Source organism: Chitinophagales bacterium, from assembly GCA_041392475.1.
Classification (GTDB): domain Bacteria; phylum Bacteroidota; class Bacteroidia; order Chitinophagales; family UBA2359; genus JAUHXA01.
In genome coordinates, this window is record JAWKLZ010000001.1 from 3,318,247 (window position 1) to 3,335,232 (window position 16,986).

The following is a 16,986-nucleotide window of genomic DNA, read 5'->3' on the forward strand; positions in this document are numbered from 1 at the left end:
TAATATTTTACCATTATTATACACAATTGCAGAAGTGTCAGGGATTTTTGAATCTCTGGCACTTTTTTTTGAATGGAGCTGTCTGCACTATATTCAAGTGACAAAACAGAAAATGCCCCTTCAAATTAGATTTTGAAGGGGCATTTTTATGATAGGAATTGAAGTGAAATACAGTCGTTTAATCCACTTTCAGATGTCCATTGCTTTGTGCGTCTAAAGTATCAATATCTGCAATAACAGGTTCTTCAACAAAAGGTCGTTTGCCAATCAGTCGCTCCAAATCGTCTTTGAAGAGAATCTCTTTCTTCAACAGGTTTTGAGCAATGGTTTCTAATTGTTCACGCTTTGAAACCAACAAATTTTTGGTATGTTGATAAGCTTTGTCAATCAAATCACGTACTTCTCCATCAATCAAATTGGCAGTTTCATCAGAATAAGGTTTTTGAAAACCATAGTCATTTTGAGGATCATGGAAAGATACATTTCCTACTTTGGAACTCATACCATAAATCTGCACCATGGCATAGGCCATTTTGGTGATGCGTTGAAGATCGTTTTGTGCACCTGTGGAAATCTTACCAAAGATAATATCTTCTGCTACTCGTCCGCCCAATGTCATACACATCTCGTCAAAAAGCTGCTCGGTGGTATAGAGATATTGTTCTTTAGGAATATATTGTGCATAACCCAAAGCTGCAATACCACGAGGAACGATGGTTACTTTCAACAAAGGATGTGCATGTTCTAAAAACCAACCTGCAATGGCGTGACCTGCTTCGTGGTAGGCAATGATTTTCTTTTCGTGTGGAGCAATAATCTTGTTCTTCTTTTCCAAACCACCAATCATACGATCCACTGCATCTTGAAAATCATCCATTTCCACTTGATGTTTGCCTTTTCGAGCAGCAATCAAAGCAGCCTCATTGCAGACATTCGCAATCTCAGCACCTGCAAAACCAGGCGTTTGAGAAGCCAATTTTTGCACATCAATAGTAGGATCTACTTTGATGGGATGAAGGTGTACTTTGAAGATTTGTTCTCTTCCTTTGATGTCTGGGCGGTCAATAGAAATCTGCCTATCAAAACGACCGGGTCGCAACAAAGCATCGTCTAATACATCAGGACGATTGGTTGCCGCCATGATAATCACCCCTTTATCACTGCTAAATCCGTCCATTTCTACCAAGAGGGCATTCAGCGTATTTTCTCTTTCGTCGTTGCCTTGCATCATGTTTCGACCTCTTGCTCGTCCGATTGCATCAATCTCATCAATAAAGATAATACAAGGAGCTTTTTCACGGGCCTGTTTGAACAGGTCTCTTACCCTTGAAGCACCTACTCCCACAAACAATTCTACAAAGTCGGAGCCAGAGAGGGTAAAGAAAGGAACTTTTGCTTCCCCTGCTACTGCTTTTGCCAAGAGTGTTTTACCAGTACCAGGAGGGCCTATCAATAATACACCTTTAGGTATTTTACCTCCCAAAGAAGTGTATTTATCAGGATGTTTCAAGAAATCAACGACTTCCAAAACTTCTTGTTTTGCTTCGTCTAATCCTGCTACATCATTGAAGGTCACATGTACAGTAGCATCTCCATCAAAAAGAGTCGCTTTCGACTTACCAATATTGAAGATTTGTCCGCCTGCGCCTCCCATTCCGCCACTGACTCGGCGCATGATGATGATCCAAACCACTACGATAATCAGTAAAGGAAGCAACCAACCGAAGCTCGTTCTCCAATCTGTTCTTTCTCTGTATTGAACAGGAATCACATCATAGTCTTTGGGATTTTGGGCTTTCCACTCATTCTGCACTTGTTCCAATTTTCCTGCAAAGGTCTCGGCAGAAGAAACGGTGAATGAATAGTGTGGACCTGGATTTTCGCCTCCAAACTGGGCATCCCTTACATCTTTGTATTTCTCGTTGTCTAAGCGGTCTTTTTTGATAAAGACCTCCACTTGCCTATCGTTGAATACCAGCAATTTATCTACATCATGCGTGGGAAGGTATTGCTGAAAAAAAACGGCTTCTGAAATCTCCTTCACATTATTGCTCATCGGAATAATATTCAGCGCAATAATGCCCAACAACACTACACCATAAATCCAATACAGATTAAATTTTGGCTTCTTGGCATTGTTATTCTGTTCGTTGTTATCTCCTGTGTTAGCCATACTTTTATTTACTACTTATTCTATTTCGGTGTTTGATGATGAGAGAGAGGTAGTACGATAATCAATTTGTCTTTGCGTACCATCAGGAAAGTGTTCGGTGGTAATTGCGGCATCGCCCCAAAGTTCTTCCAGTTGATAAATATATCGCTTGGGTCGAAGGAAAACATGTACTACCACATTGATGTAATCCAATAAAACCCATTCGGAAGTATTCTTTCCTTCTACGTAAACAGGCGATTCATTCAATAGTTCTTTCGTTTGTTCAATAATGTTGTCTGCAATCGCTCCTACTTGTCGGGTTGAATTCGCTTCACATATCACGAAAGAATCAGTCATCGCATCTTCCAAATTGGAAAGATTCATACTGATGACTTTCTCACCTTTTTTGTCCAAAATGCTGTCGGCAACAATATCAACGAGTTGCTCTGTCACAGCCAATGTTTTTCTTTTTTTTGCTATTTTCGCCTTCAATAAAAAAAAATTATTTAGGTTAAACCCTTAAATTTCAAAGGTACAAATTATATTTTGGTTTATAACACTCTTTTCATTGGAAAGGTTCTTATCCATTTGGATAAGATAGATTCTACCAACAAATATGCGACTCAACTGCTGAAAAATGAGCAGGTTAGAGAGGGTACAATTATCTCAACAGCCTACCAACTCGAAGGCAAAGGACAGCGTGGAAATACATGGCTTAGTGACGAGGGACAAAACATTACACTTAGCATTGTTTTGTACCCGAATTTTTTGATGGCATACCAGCAGTTTTTACTCAGTCAAAGTGTTGCGCTCGGCGTTCAGTCTTTCGCTACCGAAATTTTGGGGGAAGGTGTTTGTGTCAAATGGCCCAATGATATTTATTACCGTGACCGTAAAATAACAGGCATTTTAATTGAAAATTCCTTGTCAGGAAAAAATATCGCTTCTTCGATTGTAGGGATTGGCATCAACGTCAATCAAATTCATTTCCCTTCTTCCCTTCAATCTGCAACGTCATTTCACCAAATCACAGGCAGACACTACGACCTCCTCCAACTGATTCAACAATTGGCGCAGCACATTGAAGCCCGTTACCTGCAATTGAGGGCAATGCGTTTTGATGAGATTCGCCATGATTATTTGACCAAATTGTACCGTTTTGAAGAATGGCATTCTTTTGAAGATGTACTTACAAATCAGCTTTTTGTCGGTAAAATAGTGGCGGTGCAAAAGGATGGGAAATTGGTGGTAGAGGTAAAACAGAAGGTTGCCAACGCTGAGAACAAACGGCGGGTGTTTGATTTGAAGGAAGTACGGTTTATTTGAATTGCTTTTTAGCTAAATAATTTGCGGATAGCGGTGGCTGAGAGCAAATTTTTGTCACGTAGTTCTAAAAGGGCTGTTTTGAACCAATAAGTAAATTGATCGGGATACGTGTCGAGGTCTAAAAAGAGTTGGTAGATTTCTATCCATTTGATAGCATGGACTTCATCGAAGTTGAGGTTGTGAATAGGCTCGTTGTAAATACCTATAAACACAGTGTCAAGTTCGTGTTCGATAAGTTGGGTTTTTTCGTCCTCGGCTCGATATATAAATGAGAATACTTCTTTCAGTTCGGTGTCAAAGCCCAGTTCTTCTTGTAATCTTCTATGAGCAGCATCGATGGTAGGTTCATTCAATCTTGGGTGACTGCAGCAACTGTTGCTCCACATTCCGCCAAAATGGTATTTGGTGAAAGCACGTTGTTGTAGCAACATTTGACCTTTTTGATTGAAGATAAAAATACTGAAAGCAGTGTGTAACAATCCTTTCTGATGGGCAGCCATTTTTTCTTCTGTTCCCAATACGTTTCCTTTCTTATCTACCAATACTACGTATTCTTCTGTTGTCATAAGTTTGAGGTTTGCAGTTTGAAGGTCTGCGGTGATGTATTATAATGAGGAAAGCCAACTTCAAACAAATCGGCTTTAAAAAAGTTTCCTTTCCCTAAAATGAAAAAGAGCCAACTTTTAGTACAATCGATTGACTCTTTTTTGTTCATTTATTTGATTTAGAGCTTATTCATGGTTTTTTACTTAGCATCTTTACCGTCTGTCTTTGCTTTTTGGGTTTGTATTCCCTGCGCTTGAAGTGCTTCAATCAGTTGTGAAACAGTAGTTTCCATGTTGCTAATGGTTGAAGTCTGTTGGTTGAGTTGTTGTTTTTGGGATTCAATGATGGTCTGTTGTTCTTGAATAGCATGGATCAATACTGGGATCAATTCAGAATAGGCCACACTCAAGCGGTCACTTGCTTCACCTGTTTCGGGAATGATATAGTCTTGACGGATAACTATTTCGGGAATGACTTCCTGAACTTCTTGGGCAATCAAACCCACTTGTGTACCTTCAATGGCTTTGTTTTTCCATGTAAAACTGACGGGCTTCAATTGAAGTACATCCTTCAATCCATAAGGAAGGTCGACAATGTTTTCTTTTTCACGTCGGTCAGAAATTTCTGCAAATTTAAGGGCGGAAATTTGGCGGAAAGGTTTTTTGTTCGTACCCAAATCAAATTCACCTCCTTCTATTGGGAATAAGGTCGTACCTACTCCGATTCCTCCTTGTTGACCTACTTCAAAGAAAGGCAATTTGCCATTTCCGATTCTCATCAACCAAGGGTTTTCATGCCCGTGAGGATTGCCTGTACCTACGGTGATGTTTCCATGTATGACAATTTCGGTAAAGGTAGCATTGCATTTTTCTTTGCAGTAATCACTCATCTGGCTGTATCCAAGTGAGCAGTTGCAGGTTTCGGAAGCCTTGATTTCTAATTGCTTAGTAGGGGGGCGGTAGATCGTTTGTGCAGATAAGCCTGCACTGGCTATCATTAGGCAAAGTGTAGCAAAAATTTGGATTAAGAAATTACTCTTTTTCATCTGATTTAATTTAATAGGTTTATAATGGTGTTGGACTTTAGACGAAAGACCTAAGTAGAAAGACAAAAGAAGTAAATGTTTGGTTATGAGTTAATTGCATTTTTAATTCAATTTTTCTTAATTCCTTTACTGTCAATGATTTAAAACTTTTTGTCTTATATCTTTAATATTTCGTTCAAAGTCTAATAATGGTGTAATGTTAGGAAAAATGATGGTTTGGGATAGTCCCAAAAAATAAATCTAATTATCAGAGAGTGAGAGGAGATGAATATTTACCTTGAAGTAGTTGTTGCCATACAAAAATACGATATTTTAAGGAATTATGGAAAACCATTTTTTTTCTAAAAATAGGAATCAGATTTGCTTTGAAGGAAACTATTTATAGAAGAAAACGTTTATTGTTAGGTATTTAAAGCAGAATTGGTGGTGTGATTCATAGGAATCTGCTGCTCATTTTTTTATTTTATCACTTTTTATCTTCTAATCCCATGCGTCCATCGGATAACCTTTTCAAACTCATACAATCGCTAAGTGCTTCTGAAAAACGCTACTTCAAGATTTATGCTGAGCAGCACATTATTGGTAAAAAGAACAACTATATGCAGTTGTTTGATATGATTGCGAAACAGACCGAATACGATGAAGCGGCGATTAAGCGAAAATTCAGGAGGGAAAAATTTATTCGACAGCTCACCTTTACAAAAAATACGCTGACGCATAAGATTATGAAGGCTTTGCGGTCTTTTCAGGAAGGGAGTAAAAATAGGTCGGAGGAATCTGAACTCAGGGATTTATTGCATGACTTGGATATTTTGTATCAAAAAGAATTGTTGGATCAGTTCAAGAAGGAGTTGAAAAGAAGCAAAAAGATAGCTTACCGTGTGGAGGAGTTTTTGATATTGCTTCGATTGTTGGCTTGGGAAAAAAAATATGTGATTGAACAATCTACTAAAAAAACCGAGCAAAAATTGAAGGCAGTGATTGAAGAAGAAGAGGAGGTGATGCAATTGCTGAGAAATCAAATGATCTATTACAATTTGAGTAAGCAAATTTTGACTTCTTTGAGGACAAAGGTAAGCGACAAAAAAAAGAAGGAACTGCAAGAATTGAAGGCATTGGTGCAGCATCCGCTTTTGCAGTCTGAAGCACAGGCTACTACTTTCATGTCTAAAACCTACTATCATGATACTTTGGGTTTGTATCATTGGAAAATGGGAGATCTTCAAAAGGCTTATACACACTATGAGCAATTGGTCGACCTTTGGGAAAGTGATGCGAAATCTGCTGCTCAAGACAATATGCTCTACCGTCAGAGTTTGGGTAACTACCTGAATGTGTGTCATGCGATGGGACAGGATAAAATGGGTATGTTCCCTTTTATCTTGAAAAAAATAAAATCGCTTCCGAAAGGCAATTTAGAAACGCAGATTAAAACGTTTCAATTGACGGTTCACCACGAATTGTTGTATTATTTGAATACAGGTAAATTTGAAGAAGGTACGAAGGTGGTCAAAAAAATTGAAGCGGAATTGAGGACTTTGGAGCAGCAACTTCCAACTTCTGAGCTTTTATCTATTTACTACAATATTTCTATTATTTACTTTTTTTCTGAAGATTTTACCAATACTTTATTGTGGCTCAATGAGATATTGTCGCATCCTCGAACTGATGTCCGAAAAGATATTCAGCAGTTTGCCAAAATACTGCAATTCATCATACATTATGAGTTGGACAATGAAGAGATATTGGAGAATCTCTATCGGTCGGTCTATCGAAGTCTAAAGAAAGAGGAACAACTGCATGAATTTGAGCAATTGGTGCTGAACTATATTCGAAAGCTTTTGGTTATCAATCCTTTTGAGAAAAAAGTGCTGAATGAATGTTACAATGAATTTGGGGAAGCCATCAGTACGATGCAAGCAAAACCCGATTATATACATATATTGGGTGCGCAGGAAACGATTATTTGGGTAGTGAGTAAGCTGCAAGAGACAACGATGGGAGAGGTTTTTAGAAAGGCTACTGGAATCACCCAATAAAAAAAGCCCCTGAAGTAGTTGGTTTCAGAGACTCATTTTATAAAATAATTCAATATCTAATGATGAAATTCCTTTACTCTCATTAATAGAATTGGTGGTAAATTCACTTACATTCTTCACTTAATAAATAGTAGTGAGATAAAGGATTGAGGGTAGAAAAGAATGTAGAACGAAGAGCCATTGGGCATGAGGTAGCTTTTTTTGAGTAAATATACCTTAAAAGCAAAATATAAGACATTTTTTTCAATAGATATTTGCAACATTTAGAGGTTGTTTTGATTTGTTACATTGTATTTTCTTATATTTCAAAGCCTAAGCAACTCTTTCTAATCATTGTCATTTGGATTATTGTTCTGCTATTACAGTGATTAGTAAATTAGTGACTGGTGATTAGTTTTCAAAACTATTATCTATCAGTTTTTTGTGTGAAAAACAAGTTGCTACTTATTTGGTTTATGCTGTACTAGTCTCTGGATTCAACTCATAATCCTTACCCAATCTCCTGCAATGCTCGAACCAACCAGAAGTACGCTTTTCTATACAGCATTTAGGCTGAACATAAAAACGCTTTTATGTGTATCTCGAATGGTAAATATAGCAAAAAGTTGGATTATTACCTAAAGAGTCGCTTTATTTTGTGAGAAAGCAAAATGTCAAGAGGATGAAGGTCTCCACGGTAAATCGGGACGGGCTTACAGGCAGGCGTGTCAACTGGATAAGAAATAGTTTATGCTTGGAGTCGGTAAGGAATGGAGGGGTCTTATTCTCTAAGATTTAATGGTGGGACTATGAATCTCAAACGGTTAAAGGTGATGACATTGCTACACTCAATTATTTGAAAACTATAATAATAACAGAAATGCGAAATTTTTTTATTTGGATTTTAATACAGAACCTCGATTAGCGGTTCGGCTTCTTTTTTTATACTTTAAACTTACTTAATAATTCATCTTCATCATCAAGTTTGTCATATGCATCTGCTTCTGTTATATGCCCGTCTTGGTCGCTAATTCTTGTTAACTGTTTTCCTTTCCTAAATAGTGCTTGAACGATAAGGCACAAATATTTGATATTGATTAAAATAAAGAGCTTTTTTGCTTGAATTTTATAGTAGAAATTATTATCTTAGCAATTGCAATATTTGTATAATGTTAATTACGAATCAAATGATGATTTGTCTGTCTATGAGATTCGTGTAAAAAAGTATTACTATCTGATGCGTAAAGAATTTGAAGCACAATTACAATTGGATTCGATTCCTATTGGAGAGGTAGAAATAGATATGCGAAGCCGTCATGAGCTACCTCAACTATTAGCAGGATTACAGCATATTTTCACGAATGAAGCACTTCGAACAGCCGTTCTGAAAGTTTTATCTGAGGCTATTTTGTCAGAAAAAAAGCGACGGGTCGTTTGGGAATGAGTTTATGGGAATTATTTGTTTTGGGTTGTTGCCGTCTAAATTTAAATATAGATTATGATAATCTACATGATTTATCGAATAATCACCATTCACTTCGAGGGATATTAGGTGTAGCAACGAGAGGTTATCTACCGAATGTAAAACATTATTGTTTGCAAACAATTAAAGATAATGTTGGTTTACTTACTGAAGATAACCTTAATGAAATCAATAAAATAATAGTTAATGAAGGTCATCAATTAAAAAAAAAAAGGAAGGTAAAATTTTAGAGTTGAATCTCAAAGCAGATTCGTTTGTAGTAGAACGTCATATTCATTTTCCAACCGATATCCGTTTATTGTGGGATTGTGTACATAAATGTATTGGTTTTATAAAGCTATTAAAAAGCGTAGTAGACATATCAGGATTACGTAATTATAAATCAATACGTAAAAAAATAAAAAGATTATATACGCTTACAGCAAGAATACATAAACGAAAAGGTAATAATTATATAAAACGCCTTCAAGATTCGACAGAGGAGTATTTGGCAGCAACCTATCCTTTATTAAAGAAAGTGAATGATTTAGTAGAAGCTTTGAGTGAAATAATTGATTCAAAACCTCACTTAGCAACAAAGTTAGAAAGCTTGAAATATTATCGAGATATGTTAAAAAAACATATCGATTTGGTGGATAGACGTATTCTACAAGGCGAACAAATTCCTCATTCGGAAAAGGTATTTTCCATTTTTGAACCTGAAACGGAGTGGTTGAAGAAGGGCAAGGGCGACCCAAATGTAGAATTGGGGCATAATGTGTTGATTGTAACTGACCAATTTCACTTTATTGTTTATCACAAAGTAGCTGTAAAAGAACAAGATAAGGATTTAGTGATTCCATTAGGGAAGGAATTACAGGAACGCTTCAAAGAAAAGTGCAAATTGTATAGTATTAGTTTTGATAAAGGTTTCTGGCTGAAATCAAATAAGGAAGCGATGGAAAAAATATTCGATATAGTTGTGATGCCTAAAAAAGGAAAACCAACTATTGCTGAGAAAGAGGCGTACCATAAGCAGATAACTACAAAACTTATAAGCGTAAACATAGTGCAGTAGAATCAAATATTAATGAATTGGAACAGGGTGGTTTGGATAAAGTAGCGGATAAGGGCTTGGATGGCTTCAAGAAATATGTGGCATGGGGAGTATTGGCTTACAATTTAAAGCGATTGGGCAGATTGTGCATGGAGCAGCAAAAAGCGAAAGCCAAGAAACTGCAAAAAGCGAAAAAACGAAAGCTCAAAAAAGCCTCTTGAGTTTCAAAATAGGCTTTTCTTTATAAATTGTTGATAAATAAGATTTTAACGTATTTCATAGGGGATTGTCTGCTCCGAAATGAGCGCAATGCAATGTATATCAGTAATTTAGAAAGAAATTGCTCAAAACTCAAAAAAACATTCTCATAGATGTTTTTTTTTAATCTGTTTTTAATAAAAAAGCCTGTTTTCGTTCAGGCACTACCTATACTATCAACTTTAATTGCCAACATAGAGCCTGTATCTATATATCCTTCTCGTCCAATAATTAAGTACCCGTTATCGTTTGTATGAATTAGCCTGTGTGGTCGTGTGATATGGTCAGGATTTGGATACTGCTTCTTCCACAAAACATTCCCTTCCTCTGTACATTTTAACAAAACTATATAGGGGAAATTATTTATACCATTAGCCTCTACGTATGATACCAAAAAATGATTAGGATTTTTTTTATCTCGAATCATGGTATTAACTGGTGGGAAAAAAGCTACCTCACCCAATCTTTTCTTCCATTGAATATTTCCGAATTCATCTAGTTTTAACAAATTTAGATAAATTGCGCCTCCTTGTAGCATTTGTTCATAATTCAACACAAGAAAACCATCAGTAACTTCAAAACTTGAAAGACAAAAATTAAAACTCTCTTGATTGATAACTGCTTTGTTGAAGTAATGTACTTCTTGGGCGAATGAAAAATTTGATAGAAATATTAGGCAGAAGATTATTGTAAAGAATTTCATAGACTATGGGGTTTTTATCAATTAAACAAAAAGAAAATCTTAGATGAAAAAAAATGTCTTTTCACCTAAGATTTTGTCATAAAAAAGGAAACAATTATTTGGTGATTATCAGCTTCTGAGTGTGCTTCACCGCATCATTTTCCTTGATAGCGACTAAATAAATGCCTATACTTAAATTGCGAACATCTAAATGAGTCGATACTTTTTTCGTGCATGAGAAAAGTCCAGTAATAAAAGTTCCTTTCCTATCTACCAGTTCCTGTTCAAAAACTCTACTCCAAAACCACCACCTTCTCCCGCTTCAACGCCTGTCCATTTTGCAGCCAAGTAGCGATGTAAATCCCTGCTGCCAAGTCTGCAATATCAACCTGAGTTCCATCTTCAACCCACTCTTTCAAAACGACTCGACCTTCGATGTTGGTCAGTTGGAGTTGAAGAGGTTTGGAGGTGAAGTGAGTGGGGATTTGGATTTGAAGGTGGGATTTGGTGGGGTTGGGACTCAACTGCAAACCTTCAACAACTTTTATTTCCTCAATATTGGATATAATCACCGTTGAATCACAACCCAATTCCCAACAGGTATTCCCCAAAGAGTCCATTTTGACAATCCAACCGTAGGGAATTGCACCAGGGCCTATGGTGTGGTCTGCATGTCCTGTCATCAAATATCCTCCATCGCTTGTTTTTTTGAGATCTCGGGGATAGACATTGTCGGCAATGATATTGCTTGGGGTCAATTGTTTGCTCCAAAGTGTATCTCCCATGCTATTGAAACGCATCAAATAGGGGCTAAAATAGTTGTCTATATTAGAGTCACATCGCATGCTCCTGCTAAAAATTCATCATTACCCATAGGCAGCAAAGGCGTTTGAATCGTATGCAAACAAGGAATGATTTGCTCTTTCTCGAATGAACTCTCCGTCTGCATCCAAAATAGCGGTATAATGTTCTGTTTCCCAACCGATATTTGTTGTAGCAGTTACTAGGAAATTCCCATTAGAAAGCGGAACTGCTTGTGGACTTGAATCTCCATTATATACATCAATTGTTTTTTGCCATTGTATATCACCATCTTTAGTTATTTTTACTACATAAATATCCGCATTCGTAGAAGTACTCGCCCGCCCAGAGAGAATATATCCTCCATCTAAGGTTTGACTTGTAAAATAGGCATGGGATACACTGTGCATAGGATAAGTATGAAACCATTCTTGATTACCTATACTATCGACCTTAATTGCCAACATAGAACCTGTACTAGGATAGCCATCCCGACCAACTATCAAATAACCGCCATCATTGGTTTGAATTAAACGAGAAGATAACACTATTATCTCTGTACTAATGTAACTTTTTTTCCATAATACTTCTCCATCTTCCTTAAACTTCAGTAGAGAAATGGCATAATGTTCACTTGTATCAATTTCTTCTAAATAAGAAACTAAATAATGTTTGGTATTTTGTTTACTTTGAATCATTGTATTTACAGGCGGCAGAAAAGCAACATCTCCCAGTTTCTTCTCCCATTGAATATCCCCCACTTCATCTAACCTCAACAAATTCAAATAAATACCTCCCCCATTTGGAATATGATTATAGTTTAATACAATAAATCCATCATCGACTTCAAAACCCGAAAGGCAATAATTAAAGCTATTTGTATTGATAATAGGTTTATTGAAGTAGTGAATTTCTTGAGCAAAAGAGAAGGATGATAGAAAAAATAAAAATATTATTAAGATGACATTTTTCATATGCATATATTTTTAGGTTCTAAAAAATCTTAGACGAAAAGATAATTTCTTTCCATCTAAGATTTTGTCATAAAAAAAGAAAACAATTATTTGGTGATTATCAACTTCTGAGTGTGCTTCACCGTATCATTTTCCTTGATAGTGACTAAATAAATACCCACACTTAAATTGCGAACATCTAAATGAGTCGATACTTTTTTTCGTGCATGAGAAAAGTCCAGTAATAAAAGTTCCTTTCCTATCTACCAGTTCCTGTTCAAAAACTCTACTCCAAAACCACCACCTTCTCCCGCTTCAATGCCTGCCCGTCTTGCAGCCATGTAGCGATGTAAATCCCTGCTGCCAAGTCTGCAATATCAACCTGAGTTCCATCTTCTATCCATTCCTTCAAAACTACTCGACCTTCGATGTTGGTGAGTTGGAGTTGAAGAGGTTTGGAGGTGAAGTGAGCGGGGATTTGGATTTGGAGGTGGGATTTGGTGGGGTTGGGGAAAAGGTAAAGTACATCCATTTTATTCAAATAGTTGTATTCAATATCCGTAGGCAAACACGTTTCTTCAAGCATTAAAATAATGTTATTTCCTCCAAACCAAATCTCTCCATTAGGTGATATGTGAATGTCCATGTCTCCCTCAATTGTTAGAGGAGAATTATAGCGGTCGAAAAAAGTCCAATTTTCTCCGTCAAAATGTGCCGCCCCTGTCAGGTTGCCTGTCCAAATACCGTTGTTTTGGTCGACTTCAATTTGGTAATCTCCATAGACAATAAACTCCTCGTGTGTATAAACATCCCACTGTTGGTTTCTGTCAAAACGCACCAATTCGTTGTTGCCTGTCACCATCCAAACAAAATCATTTTGGTCAACCACCAAGTTACGCAAGAAGTTGGTGGGAATGTCGCTATTCTCTGTTGTATAAGTAGTCACAGTTTCCGAATTTTCCCACCTAATCAAACCTTCTTCACTGCTTATCCACAAAATTCCTTGACTGTCAAAAGCCCCACTTTTTAGATAGTTGCTTGGCAAAGCAGTATTCTCTGTATCGAAATCAGTGAAGATTTCATTGGTATATTGAATCAAACCTTGATTGGTCAAAATCCATATATTTTGTTCTGCATCCGTTAACATTTGTGTGATGTGATGGGGATAAAAAGTATGGGTTACTCCTTCCTTCAAAATCGTCCATTCTCCGTCCAAACGTTCTCCAATCTCAAACCCATCGTGTTTGTTGACTCCTACCATCATTCGATTGGCTGCCAATGGCAAAACACTCTGCACTTGAAAGTTTGCAAAATTGGGGTTTTCAAAAAAGGAATCAACAAGCCACTCGCCATCTTTGTACTCATATAATCGCCCATAGATTCCTCCAATCCATTTGCTATCTCTAAAAGAATCGTGGGTAATATTTATACCTACCAGGGAAACCTCTAAGTGATTGACAGGAATGGATTCATAGATTCCATTAGTTTCCTTCAATATTCTATGCCCTTCTGCATACCAATTAATTCCTTGGGTATCTTTAACTATATCTATAGCTCGAAGAGCTAAATTACTCAATTCCGAATCGTAATAAAAACTACCATCCTGCATATAAGATACAGTGGGGGTATTACCATAAGTAATATGTATTACTCCATCATCGGTTTGAATGATATTTTGAATAGAATTACTCAGAATATTGCTATTGTCGGTATTGAATACTTGCCAATTCGTGCCATCATACTTGACCAAACCCTTTCCATGAGTAGCAAACCATGAATTCCCTTCACTATCAAATAAAAACCGCAGATATCTGCTGTCAGGCATAGGAGTGTTTTTATGGTGAAGTGCCTCCCAATTATTTATGTTGTCAAATCGAATGATGCTACCTCCTGTTCCTTCAGATGTGGTGCCTGTAGAAGCCCAAACTCTGCCCTCTTTGTCCATTGACATATAACTGATTTCATTGGAGATTAAAGTGCCATCAAAACGATTGTAGTGAATCCAATCCCTCCCATCAAAAACATATATCCCTTCTCCAAATACACTCATCCAAATATTATCTTCTTTATCAACTACTATATTATCAAGACTCATTAATATACTCGTTCCTGTATAGACTAATGGAGAATTAGTTTGGTTAAACCACACCCATTCTTCTTCATTAAATTGTATTAATCCGCCTTTTTTTAAACCACCCCATTTATTACCTTTGCTATCAATTCCCAAAGATTTAATTTCATTGATGGGTAAAGGCGAATTAAAGCTATTGTAATAGGTAATTTCATGGGTCGTTTTATCCAGTTTACCCAAACCATAGTTTGTTCCCATCCACAAAACATTTCCATCTTCTTCTATATTTTTTACATTTATATATTGAAGGCTTTCCCAACAACCTCCATATTGTGCTATAGCTTGGTGGCAGATAAAAAATAACAACATTGTATATAATGGTTTCATTTTATTTCTTTTTTGAAGTTTATACAACAATAAGGGGCATAAAAAGAGCTGTTACGCCCCTTAATCCTAAGTAATGCCCTATTTCATGAGCCAAAGATGTATTAGGAGTAATCAATGAGTTTCCATCAATAAAAATTATACTCCTACTATTTTTAAATTCCCCTACAAGTTCTGTCAATGGGTTTGGTTCGTACAAATGATTATCATAATATATATTTACAAAAGACATGGACGGCTATAGGAATTTTTATAGATGTGGTTGATTTAGCATAAGTTGAAATAGTTTGATTCATCTCTTGAATCTCTTGTGATGTAAAAACAGTTCCGCATTTTACCTCATTTGCCTGCTGTCCTTTTATTGGCACAACATATAAAAACACCAATACTACCATAAAAATTTTAAAAAATCTTTTCATTATCTTACTTTTTTGCGTTAAAAAATAAATCAATATCCAATTATTACTTTTTCTCTTTTCAAAACCTGTCCTTCTTGTAGGCAAGTCACAAAATAAATACCTACCTCTAAGTCTGATACATTCAAACCGTCTCCACCTCTAAGCCATTCTTCTTTCACTAATCGCCCTTCTATATTTGTCATCTGTAGTTGGATGGGTTTTGAAGCAATTGAAGGACTCCATCGAAATTGTAGATAATCTTTTACAGGATTGGGAAAAAGGTGAATCAAAGGCATTTCGGAAGCATCAAGAACTTCAATATTAGTTGTTAAACTGTCACATACTCCTTCTGAAAAACATCCATATTCATTCAGTTTGACCAACCATACATCAGCAGTTCCATTATCCCAATTTGTAGTTGCCCCTGTTAGGATAAAACCCTTGTCAGAAGTTTCTTGAAAATCATAAAAATAATTGACCCCATTAGGCTCATACTGAATGTATTTTTTCCATATCAATTTTCCATCTGCTGACAATTTAAGAATCAAGCCATAGGGAAAAGCGAAGGGCTGCTCTGCCCACCAACCAACTGCCAAAATACTTCCGTCTTCTAATTCTCTGGAACCGACTATATTCAATTGATAATCCAAAGACACATAATATCTCCACTCCAAATTTCCTTCGGCATCCAGTTTGGCAACATAAGGTGGTGCAAATTCATCGTAGTTGGGAATATTGTGGTCACGTCCTGTACAGGAGTTCATAATAAAACCTCCGTCCTTAGCAGCAGTGATATTTGCCCAACAATTGTCTCTTATTGGGCTTCCATACATTTTGAGTTTTTCAGTATTGCCCACACTGTCAATACTCAAAAAAAAAGTTCTGTAAACACCACTAGAAATCCTACTTCCTCCTATAGCGTAACCACCTTCTTTTCGCAAAGCAATAGAAGCTCCGAAATCGTCAAAACCATTCAAATACGTTTCATGCCACAACTCATTGCCCATAGAGTCAGTACGCACCACATACACATCATGACTATTCGTAGCAGGATTTCCATTCCCAAAGCTTTCTGTTATGCCCACCAAAATAAATCCATTGTCGGGTGTAGCAATACCTCTGTAAAAGGTGTCCCAATGTTCGCCTCCATATTCTTTCAACCAAAGTGTATCTCCATTGTCATCAAATTTTATTAAGAAAGGATTTGCTAAATTCGTTGAATCTGCAATCCCTCCACATATAGCATAATTTCCATCATGAGTTTCAATTAAGTGTCCATACAAGCCATCTACATGTAAATAATATTCTTTCCCATAGACCTTTTGCCACACTACATTCCCCAATAAATCCGTTTTCCACAATTTGATTGATGACCATCCGCAAAACTCATCTGCCCACCCTCCACCAGAAATGATATAGCCGTCTTCTACTGCCAATACAGACTTGCCAATTTCGCTACTAACAGTTGGGGTTTCACAAGTATCAATGGATTGAAAATGAATCGCTTTATTGAAAGTTTCTTGTGCAAAAATTTGTATTGATAAGAATAGAAATACTGTAAAATACTTCATTTATATTTTTTGTTAAAATGAACCAATAGAACATCTACTAAATATAAGTACATTTAGTAGATGCTATTTTATTGCCATTCTTTGGTAAAAAATTATTTTAGTATAATGGTCTTTTTTGTATCTATTACTCGCTTATTTTGGTCATATAAGGTAATGACATAAGTGCCATTGAGTAGGTCATGGGTAGCAATCACAAGGTAATCACTCGTTTTCTGTAAAGATATTTCTCGGACAACAGTTCCATAAATATCGGTCATCAATA

Annotated in this window: 17 protein-coding genes; 6 read left to right on the forward strand and 11 right to left on the reverse strand. The window is 36.5% G+C overall.

Features of this window, described 5'->3' with window-relative positions; translation table 11 throughout:
• Positions 1-178 precede the first annotated feature (178 nt).
• Entirely contained in the window at positions 179-2,173 is a 1,995-nt protein-coding gene (ftsH, locus tag R3E32_12360; GenBank protein MEZ4885516.1) for an ATP-dependent zinc metalloprotease FtsH, read from the reverse strand.
• A 15-nt stretch (positions 2,174-2,188) separates the two neighbouring features.
• On the reverse strand, positions 2,189-2,605 hold the full coding sequence (gene rsfS, locus R3E32_12365; GenBank protein ID MEZ4885517.1) for a ribosome silencing factor: 417 nt from the start codon (positions 2,603-2,605) through the stop codon (positions 2,189-2,191).
• A 93-nt stretch (positions 2,606-2,698) separates the two neighbouring features.
• Between rsfS and R3E32_12370 the strand changes: the two genes are divergently transcribed.
• On the forward strand, positions 2,699-3,478 hold the full coding sequence (locus tag R3E32_12370) for a biotin--[acetyl-CoA-carboxylase] ligase (protein MEZ4885518.1): 780 nt from the start codon (positions 2,699-2,701) through the stop codon (positions 3,476-3,478).
• Between the two features lie 8 nt (positions 3,479-3,486).
• Here the strand turns inward: R3E32_12370 and idi are convergent, their stop codons facing one another.
• The gene (gene idi, locus R3E32_12375; GenBank protein MEZ4885519.1) at positions 3,487-4,044 is read right to left on the reverse strand and encodes an isopentenyl-diphosphate Delta-isomerase; all 558 of its coding nucleotides are present in this window, start codon (positions 4,042-4,044) and stop codon (positions 3,487-3,489) included.
• Between the two features lie 179 nt (positions 4,045-4,223).
• A complete protein-coding gene (locus R3E32_12380) occupies positions 4,224-5,069 on the reverse strand; it encodes a tail fiber domain-containing protein (GenBank protein MEZ4885520.1) in 846 nt (281 codons plus the stop codon).
• Positions 5,070-5,557: 488 nt separating this feature from the next.
• Between R3E32_12380 and R3E32_12385 the strand changes: the two genes are divergently transcribed.
• From R3E32_12385 to R3E32_12405, 5 genes are all read left to right on the forward strand, one after another.
• A complete protein-coding gene (locus R3E32_12385) occupies positions 5,558-7,108 on the forward strand; it encodes a hypothetical protein (GenBank protein MEZ4885521.1) in 1,551 nt (516 codons plus the stop codon).
• Between the two features lie 1,216 nt (positions 7,109-8,324).
• A complete protein-coding gene (locus R3E32_12390) occupies positions 8,325-8,531 on the forward strand; it encodes a hypothetical protein (protein MEZ4885522.1) in 207 nt (68 codons plus the stop codon).
• The gene (locus R3E32_12395) at positions 8,522-8,800 is read left to right on the forward strand and encodes a hypothetical protein (protein ID MEZ4885523.1); all 279 of its coding nucleotides are present in this window, start codon (positions 8,522-8,524) and stop codon (positions 8,798-8,800) included. Before R3E32_12390 ends, R3E32_12395 begins: the two co-directional genes overlap by 10 nt.
• Before the next feature lie 2 nt (positions 8,801-8,802).
• On the forward strand, positions 8,803-9,627 hold the full coding sequence (locus R3E32_12400) for a hypothetical protein (protein MEZ4885524.1): 825 nt from the start codon (positions 8,803-8,805) through the stop codon (positions 9,625-9,627).
• 17 nt (positions 9,628-9,644) lie between these two features.
• The gene (locus tag R3E32_12405) at positions 9,645-9,827 is read left to right on the forward strand and encodes a hypothetical protein (GenBank protein ID MEZ4885525.1); all 183 of its coding nucleotides are present in this window, start codon (positions 9,645-9,647) and stop codon (positions 9,825-9,827) included.
• A 194-nt stretch (positions 9,828-10,021) separates the two neighbouring features.
• On the opposite strand, the gene R3E32_12410 is transcribed toward R3E32_12405, so the two are convergent.
• From R3E32_12410 to R3E32_12440, 7 genes are all read right to left on the reverse strand, one after another.
• Complete coding sequence (locus tag R3E32_12410) at positions 10,022-10,567, reverse strand: hypothetical protein (protein MEZ4885526.1); 546 nt, start codon at positions 10,565-10,567, stop codon at positions 10,022-10,024.
• 272 nt (positions 10,568-10,839) lie between these two features.
• Positions 10,840-11,391: a T9SS type A sorting domain-containing protein gene (locus R3E32_12415; protein MEZ4885527.1), complete on the reverse strand. Its 552-nt coding sequence runs from the start codon at positions 11,389-11,391 to the stop codon at positions 10,840-10,842.
• 21 nt (positions 11,392-11,412) lie between these two features.
• Complete coding sequence (locus R3E32_12420; protein ID MEZ4885528.1) at positions 11,413-12,321, reverse strand: hypothetical protein; 909 nt, start codon at positions 12,319-12,321, stop codon at positions 11,413-11,415.
• A 265-nt stretch (positions 12,322-12,586) separates the two neighbouring features.
• Positions 12,587-14,758 carry a T9SS type A sorting domain-containing protein gene (locus R3E32_12425; GenBank protein ID MEZ4885529.1) on the reverse strand — a complete coding sequence of 724 codons (2,172 nt, stop codon included), beginning with the start codon at positions 14,756-14,758 and terminating at the stop codon, positions 12,587-12,589.
• 203 nt (positions 14,759-14,961) lie between these two features.
• Positions 14,962-15,174, reverse strand: coding sequence for a hypothetical protein (locus R3E32_12430; protein MEZ4885530.1), 213 nt, complete (start codon positions 15,172-15,174; stop codon positions 14,962-14,964).
• A gap of 29 nt (positions 15,175-15,203) precedes the next feature.
• Positions 15,204-16,724 carry a T9SS type A sorting domain-containing protein gene (locus R3E32_12435; protein MEZ4885531.1) on the reverse strand — a complete coding sequence of 507 codons (1,521 nt, stop codon included), beginning with the start codon at positions 16,722-16,724 and terminating at the stop codon, positions 15,204-15,206.
• A 92-nt stretch (positions 16,725-16,816) separates the two neighbouring features.
• Positions 16,817-16,981, reverse strand: a complete 165-nt coding sequence (locus R3E32_12440; protein MEZ4885532.1) for a hypothetical protein — start codon at positions 16,979-16,981, stop codon at positions 16,817-16,819.
• Positions 16,982-16,986: the final 5 nt, after the last annotated feature.

Bases quoted from the DNA above. Each gene is read 5' to 3' on its own strand.
- R3E32_12420 (MEZ4885528.1), bottom strand. From the start codon at position 12,321: ATGAAAAATGTCATCTTAATAATATTTTTATTTTTTCTATCATCCTTC.
- R3E32_12430 (MEZ4885530.1), bottom strand. From the start codon at position 15,174: ATGAAAAGATTTTTTAAAATTTTTATGGTAGTATTGGTGTTTTTATAT.
- R3E32_12415 (MEZ4885527.1), bottom strand. From the start codon at position 11,391: ATGCGATGTGACTCTAATATAGACAACTATTTTAGCCCCTATTTGATG.
- R3E32_12435 (MEZ4885531.1), bottom strand. From the start codon at position 16,724: ATGAAGTATTTTACAGTATTTCTATTCTTATCAATACAAATTTTTGCA.
- R3E32_12410 (MEZ4885526.1), bottom strand. From the start codon at position 10,567: ATGAAATTCTTTACAATAATCTTCTGCCTAATATTTCTATCAAATTTT.
- R3E32_12425 (MEZ4885529.1), bottom strand. From the start codon at position 14,758: ATGAAACCATTATATACAATGTTGTTATTTTTTATCTGCCACCAAGCT.
- R3E32_12385 (MEZ4885521.1), top strand. From the start codon at position 5,558: ATGCGTCCATCGGATAACCTTTTCAAACTCATACAATCGCTAAGTGCT.
- idi (MEZ4885519.1), bottom strand. From the start codon at position 4,044: ATGACAACAGAAGAATACGTAGTATTGGTAGATAAGAAAGGAAACGTA.
- R3E32_12390 (MEZ4885522.1), top strand. From the start codon at position 8,325: ATGCGTAAAGAATTTGAAGCACAATTACAATTGGATTCGATTCCTATT.
- R3E32_12440 (MEZ4885532.1), bottom strand. From the start codon at position 16,981: ATGACCGATATTTATGGAACTGTTGTCCGAGAAATATCTTTACAGAAA.
- R3E32_12380 (MEZ4885520.1), bottom strand. From the start codon at position 5,069: ATGAAAAAGAGTAATTTCTTAATCCAAATTTTTGCTACACTTTGCCTA.
- ftsH (MEZ4885516.1), bottom strand. From the start codon at position 2,173: ATGGCTAACACAGGAGATAACAACGAACAGAATAACAATGCCAAGAAG.